Raw genomic sequence first — 3,368 nt, forward strand, 5'->3', positions numbered from 1 at the left:
CCGGATGAGCGTACCGGCTGCGAGGATGACCGGCCAATGGGCGACCAGACTCATCCTTTTGGCCTAATTGTCGTCGGACAAATTTCGTCACCTCACCGGGTGATCGACAGAATTTGTCAAACCTCGAAAACCTGCCCCGCGCTGAGCCAACGGATGTCTTGCGGCACGCCGGCGCCCAAGCGACGGATGTCGTCCGCGATCAATTCGGTTTCCGCCGGCTTGGTGTGGGTGATGTGGATCGGGTAGCGCCGGCCGGGCGCGATCTGGCCCAGCTCTTCGGCCAGCAACACGGGCGCCAGGTGCTGGCTGCGGCGCGCCAGGTCCGCTTCGCGGTCGCTGAAAGCGGTCTCGATGACCAGTTGCGCCACGTCGAGCTGATTGACCCGGCGCCAGAACGCCGGGTTGCGTCCGGTATCGCCGCTGAACACCCAGTGCGGGCCGCCACTGTCCCGCGCCACGGCGAAGCCCACCGCCGGCACCGTGTGCACCGCCGGCAGGGCTTCGAAGCACTTGCCATTGACCTTCACCACATCGCCCACCTCGAAGGAGGTGAAACGCATCAGCGGCGCCCCCTCCGATGGAATGCGCGAGAAATCCGGCCAGATGAGGTCATTGAAGATGTGCGCCCTCAGCGCCGCGATGGTGCCGGGCAGCGCGTGCACCTGCAGCGCCGGCCGGCCGCTGGCCAGACGGCGCGACGCCACTGCGTCCAGCATGAGCGGCAGCGAGGCCACGTGATCGAGGTGCGCGTGCGTGAGCAGCACATGGTCGATGCGCAACATCTCGTCGACGCGCAGGTCGCCGACGCCCGTGCCCGCGTCGATGAGCGTGTCGTCGTCGATCAGAAAGGCGGTGGTCCGGCATCCCTGGGCGATGGCACCGGAACACCCGAGTACGCGAACCCTCATCGGCATCGGGTGGAAAACATGGAGGGCCCCGAGGGTACCCCCCACCGCCCGCTCGGGATGTGACTTATTCCTCGGCACGCGCCCGCGCGTGGCGTTTCGGCGGTCGCGCCGGGATGGGCGCGAAGCGCCCCCTTGGGCTCAAGGCTGGACGAACTGCATCTGCGTACCGGCCAACTCCAGCAGGTCGCCGTTGTGCAGGTCGATCCCGTCGGTGCCCAGCGGTTTGCCATTGACCGTGGGCTTGACCGTGCCTTCCACCATGGCCACCACGTAGCCATGCGGGCGGCGGGTGATGGCGGCCACCGCCACGCCGGGCTTGCCGATGGTGGTGACGACCTTGGTCAGCGCCACCTCGCGACCGGCGGCCGAGCCGCTGACCACCTTGATGGCCGCCGGGCCCAGTGCCGCGCCGGCGGGTTCCGCGCCAGACACCACCGTGCCGGCGTTGATCACCGTGGTCTTCTCCTGGGACTCGGCGCCGTCGTTGACAAACTTGATCTTGTACTTGCCGATCTCGACCGTGTCGCCGCCCTGCAACTGCTGCTTCTTGATCGCCTTGCCGTTGACGTAGGTGCCGTTGGTGCTGTTGAGGTCCTCCAGGAAGACGTCGGCGCCCGACATTTGCAGCACGGCGTGCTCGCCGCTGACGGCCAGGTTGTCGATGACGATGTCGTTGTAAGGACGGCGGCCCAGGGTGGTCCGGTCCTTGGTGAGCTGGACCTCCTTGATGACGACGCCGTCAATGGAAACGATCATTTTCGGCATGGCCGACTCCTCTGGGATTCCTGTAGGACTTGGTGTGGGATCAGAGCGGATTATTGACCCAGCATGCGCGACAGCAGGCCGCGGCGGGTGGGTCGGGCGCGAGCAAACGCCAGTATCACAGAAATATTGTCGCGCCCGCCCGCGCCATTGGCGGCCTCCACCAGGGCCGTTGCCTTTTCCTCCAATGTGCCGGCGGTGACCAGCAGCGCGGCAATGCGTTCGTCGCTGAGCATGTCGTTCAGGCCGTCGGAGCAGAAGAGGTAGAGGTCGCCGTCCTCGACGCGGTATTCGTTGACTTCGAGCAGCACGGTGTCTTCCACACCAAGCGCACGCGTGACCAGGTTGCGGTGCGTGGCGAACTGCGCCTGCTCCATCGAGATCAGGCCGGCATCGATCTGCTCCTGCAGCAGGGAATGGTCGCGCGTCATCTGCACGAACTCGCCGCGGCGCAGGCGGTAGCAGCGCGAGTCGCCGACGTGGCCGATCATCACGCGGCCGTCGAGGAACACGCCCATCACCAGGGTGGTGCCCATGCCGGCGTACTGCGCGTTGGCGTTGGCGGCGTTGAAGATGGAGCGGTTGGCGTTGTCGATGCAGATTTCCATCGCCCGCTTCAGCTCGCGCGCGCTGGACTCGAAGCCGCCGTCGGCGATCCACCGGCCGAGTTCCGTCTTGATGAAGGTGGTGGCCATCGCGCTGGCCACCTCGCCCGCGTTGTAGCCGCCCATGCCATCGGCGAGGATGGCCAGGCGGTTGTCGGGGTCGAGCGCCACCGAGTCCTCGTTGTTGTCCCTGACGAGTCCTGGATCGGTCAGGGCGTGAAACTCGAAATTCATGAAGGTGGCGTTATACCGATAGGGGAATCGAGGCGCGCTCGTCGGCGGACGACCGCTGGGGCTGGGGGCGCCGAAGGCAGGGCCGGCCGACGCGGCCCGAAAGGTGTTGCATTTTGTTGCAGCCACCCTCGCGGCGACAAGCTGTATCGGTGACAAGCGTCACGTTGCGCGCAACAGGCGAAAAAAAAGGCAACGCGCGCGTTGCCTTTTGCACACCCATACCCGGCGATCAGATCAGGGCCTTGAGCAGCTTGGCCATCTCGGACGGGTTGCGCGTGACCTTGAAGCCGCACTCTTCCATGATGGCCAGCTTGGCATCGGCCGTGTCGGCGCCGCCGCTGATCAGCGCGCCCGCGTGGCCCATGCGCTTGCCGGGGGGCGCGGTGACACCGGCGATGAAGCCGACCACGGGCTTCTTCATGTTCGCCTTGCACCACAGCGCGGCTTCGGCCTCATCGGGACCACCGATCTCGCCGATCATGATCACGGCGTCGGTGTCCGGGTCGTCGTTGAAGGCCTTCATCACGTCGATGTGCTTCAGGCCGTTGATGGGGTCGCCACCGATGCCCACGGCACTGGACTGGCCCAGGCCGATTTCGGTGAGCTGCGCCACGGCTTCATAGGTCAGCGTGCCCGAGCGGGACACGACGCCGATGCGGCCCTTGCGGTGGATGTGGCCAGGCATGATGCCGATCTTGATCTCGTCGGGCGTGATCAGGCCCGGGCAGTTGGGGCCCAGCAGCAGGGTCTTCTTGCCGCCGGCGGCCTCCTTGGCCTTCATCTTGTTGCGCACTTCCAGCATGTCGCGCACGGGGATGCCTTCGGTGATGCAGATCGCCAGGTCCAGGTCGGCCTCGAC

At 66.1% G+C, this 3,368-nt stretch carries 4 protein-coding genes; all 4 read right to left on the bottom strand.

Annotation, left to right across the window (positions count from 1 at the left end):
- Nucleotides 1-116 precede the first annotated feature (116 nt).
- Nucleotides 117-908 (bottom strand): MBL fold metallo-hydrolase, encoded by a 792-nt coding sequence (locus tag BGO22_RS07300; RefSeq protein WP_286849811.1) that lies wholly within the window; start codon nt 906-908, stop codon nt 117-119.
- Between the two features lie 138 nt (nt 909-1,046).
- Nucleotides 1,047-1,673 (bottom strand): FHA domain-containing protein, encoded by a 627-nt coding sequence (locus tag BGO22_RS07305; RefSeq protein WP_070399747.1) that lies wholly within the window; start codon nt 1,671-1,673, stop codon nt 1,047-1,049.
- A gap of 50 nt (nt 1,674-1,723) precedes the next feature.
- Nucleotides 1,724-2,509 carry a Stp1/IreP family PP2C-type Ser/Thr phosphatase gene (locus tag BGO22_RS07310; RefSeq protein ID WP_070399746.1) on the bottom strand — a complete coding sequence of 262 codons (786 nt, stop codon included), beginning with the start codon at nt 2,507-2,509 and terminating at the stop codon, nt 1,724-1,726.
- A 229-nt stretch (nt 2,510-2,738) separates the two neighbouring features.
- The coding region (sucD, locus tag BGO22_RS07315; protein WP_286849815.1) for a succinate--CoA ligase subunit alpha at nt 2,739-3,368 on the bottom strand (630 nt) is incomplete at its 5' end.

It is taken from the genome of Hydrogenophaga sp. 70-12 (assembly GCF_001897365.1).
In the GTDB taxonomy this organism is placed as follows: domain Bacteria; phylum Pseudomonadota; class Gammaproteobacteria; order Burkholderiales; family Burkholderiaceae_C; genus Hydrogenophaga; species Hydrogenophaga borbori.

Coding starts and splice junctions, on each gene's coding strand:
- BGO22_RS07310 (WP_070399746.1), bottom strand. CDS start 2,509: ATGAATTTCGAGTTTCACGCCCTGACCGATCCAGGACTCGTCAGGGAC.
- BGO22_RS07300 (WP_286849811.1), bottom strand. CDS start 908: ATGAGGGTTCGCGTACTCGGGTGTTCCGGTGCCATCGCCCAGGGATGC.
- BGO22_RS07305 (WP_070399747.1), bottom strand. CDS start 1,673: ATGCCGAAAATGATCGTTTCCATTGACGGCGTCGTCATCAAGGAGGTC.